Annotated in this window: 3 protein-coding genes; all 3 read left to right on the forward strand. The window is 27.9% G+C overall.

Features of this window, described 5'->3' with window-relative positions:
• The first annotated feature begins 173 nt into the window (after window positions 1-173).
• Window positions 174-1,172: a type IV toxin-antitoxin system AbiEi family antitoxin gene (locus AAGV33_RS16295; protein WP_373393428.1), complete on the forward strand. Its 999-nt coding sequence runs from the start codon at window positions 174-176 to the stop codon at window positions 1,170-1,172.
• Window positions 1,147-1,989 (forward strand): nucleotidyl transferase AbiEii/AbiGii toxin family protein, encoded by an 843-nt coding sequence (locus AAGV33_RS16300; protein WP_373393430.1) that lies wholly within the window; start codon window positions 1,147-1,149, stop codon window positions 1,987-1,989. Before AAGV33_RS16295 ends, AAGV33_RS16300 begins: the two co-directional genes overlap by 26 nt.
• 149 nt (window positions 1,990-2,138) lie before the next feature.
• On the forward strand, window positions 2,139-2,544 hold a 406-nt coding region (locus tag AAGV33_RS16305; RefSeq protein ID WP_373393432.1), incomplete at its 3' end, for a hypothetical protein.

The following is a 2,544-nucleotide window of genomic DNA, read 5'->3' on the forward strand; positions in this document are numbered from 1 at the left end:
GTTTTTTGCCTAAGGTTATTTTTTAATATTCCATTCAATAGTTTCAAGTGTTTAGAAAAAAACACTTTACTTAAATAGTGTCTATTTATATAAAATCCATATATTTGTTCATATTTTTATCATGTTCACGAATAATGAACACAAACAAATAATGAACGCGAAGAGTTTTTACAATGAATGAAATAGAAATTTTAAATAATGCAATTTATAATTTAGAGAAAAATATTCCATTAAATTGGGACTGGAAAACTATTTATTATGAAAAGAATAAAGAAGTTGATGGTGAATTAAGCATTATTGTAAACAATCAAAAAAAAATATTTTTTGTTGAGATAAAAAAAGATGTTAAAAACCATCAATTATTTAATATTCTTAACTATAAAAATAAATTCACCAATTTTTTATTGGTGGCAGAAAAATTATATCCTAAAGTAAAGAAAGAACTTCGCGAAAATCGAGTAAATTATTTGGAGGGCAATGGGAATGTATATATTAATACAGATGATTTGTTTCTATATATCGATACGAATGAAGTTGCTAAAACTCAAAAGGAAAAAGGAAATAGAGCATTTACGAAGACGGGATTAAAAGTAATTTTTCAGTTTCTATTAAATCCTAAATTAATCAATCAAACACAACGTGAAATTGCAGAAGTTACTAATGTGGCTTTGGGAAACATTCCTTTAATCATAAATGGATTATTGGAAACTAATTTAATAGTAAGATTAGACAAAAATGAATATGTAATCAATAATTATGAAGAATTACTAAACAAGTGGATTACAGAATTCGAACAAACGTTAAAACCTACTCTTTTCAAACAACGATTTAGATTTCAAAATAAAGATAAAGATTGGAGAACAATACCATTAAACACAGACAAAACTGTTTGGGGTGGAGAACCTGCTGGAGATATAATAACGAACCATTTACGTCCAGAAAAATTTACTATTTATACAAAAGAGACCACAAAAGAACTAATACTAAACTACAAGTTATTGCCTGATGATGAGGGAGAAATAACAGTATATGATAGGTTCTGGAATAATGAATACAATACGAATACAGCCCCAAACGAATTAGTATATACCGATTTAATGATTACGGAAGACAAAAGGTGTATAGAAACTGCAAAATTAATTTTCAATGAACATATCCAACCAAACCTATAAAGAACTAGCCATTCCTTACTTCAAAGAAGTTTTTGATTGCATTGATGAAGTAATGATTAAACTAAATGTACCTTATTATTTAATCGGGGCAAGTGCAGTAGCCTTAAACCTTTTACGAAAAGGTATTAAACCAAGTAGAGGTACAAAAGATATCGATTTTGCTATAATGATTTCTTCCATTCAAGAGTTCGAATCAATCGAGGAAGAACTTGTCAAATTTGGATTTAACAAAGTGGAAGCTCCTTGGACATTTTACCATCCCAAATTCAATACCGTCATTGACTTATTGCCATTTGGAGAAATTGAAGAAAAGTTTACTGTAAATTTCAGTCAGCGGAACACCTTTTTACACGTATTGGGACTTACTGAAGTATTACAAGAACCGGAAACTATCAAGATAGAAGAAAAGTCCATACAGATTCCATCTTTACCAGGAATGGTTATTTTGAAGCTAATTGCTTGGAGCGATAGACCAGAAGATCGTGGTAATGATTTGTATGATATTTTAAGAATTATAGAACATTATTTTGACTTAAATTTTGATGAAATAGTAGAACACCATTTTGATACTTTTCCAAATGATGATAAACTAGACCAACTTAAAATTTCAGCAAGAGTATTAGGTCGAAAAGCCAGTAAGTTTTTAAATGTCTCCGAAGAAATAAACGACAGAGTCCTAAAAACCATTAATGAAAACGTTGTAAATGTCGAGAAATCAGCAATCGCAAAACAATGGATTAGAGATAAAGATTGGGATTTAAAATATGCTGTCGAAATACTGGAGGAGTTGAAAAAAGGATTGACTGAAATAAAATAGTTTTAGAATTTTACAATAGCTGATAAATGAATTTTAGTTTAAGAATTTTGGAATAAATAATGTTCTAAATCAAAAAACAGTTTAGAAATCACAATTCAAGCATTATAATAAAACTTGAATCCTTTAATAAAATTACAAATTAACAATTTATGGGAGCTATTTTTGCACTAAAAGGTTATCGCACACAATTTTTATATTCTTTGCACAAAATCCTTTCCGAATACAACAAAGGCTATATATTCCAACCCGAAGGAAAGTTTGAAGATTTAGATATCCTTGATATAAATAACTCTTATATTGAAATAATTCAAATTAAGAATAAATTAAACCCATTAATATATTCAGATTTAGTTTCTAAAAAAACTTCTTTTTTTCAAAGAGCATCAAATGTGCTAAATCATTCTCCTAACGTGATTGTTAAATTAGTGTCATTTAATGGAATTAGTGATGAGGTAACTAATAAAGAAAAATTACAAAAGAAGTTAACTAAAAGCGGTTTAAAAAAAGATGACATTGATAAAATAATTCAAAATTTTACTTTTGAAATTGTCAATG

This window comes from Flavobacterium magnesitis (genome assembly GCF_041729735.1).
Lineage (GTDB): Bacteria > Bacteroidota > Bacteroidia > Flavobacteriales > Flavobacteriaceae > Flavobacterium > Flavobacterium magnesitis.

Excerpts from the sequence above, each read along its gene's own strand:
- AAGV33_RS16300 (WP_373393430.1), top strand. The coding sequence starts at position 1,147 with ATGAACATATCCAACCAAACCTATAAAGAACTAGCCATTCCTTACTTC.
- AAGV33_RS16295 (WP_373393428.1), top strand. The coding sequence starts at position 174 with ATGAATGAAATAGAAATTTTAAATAATGCAATTTATAATTTAGAGAAA.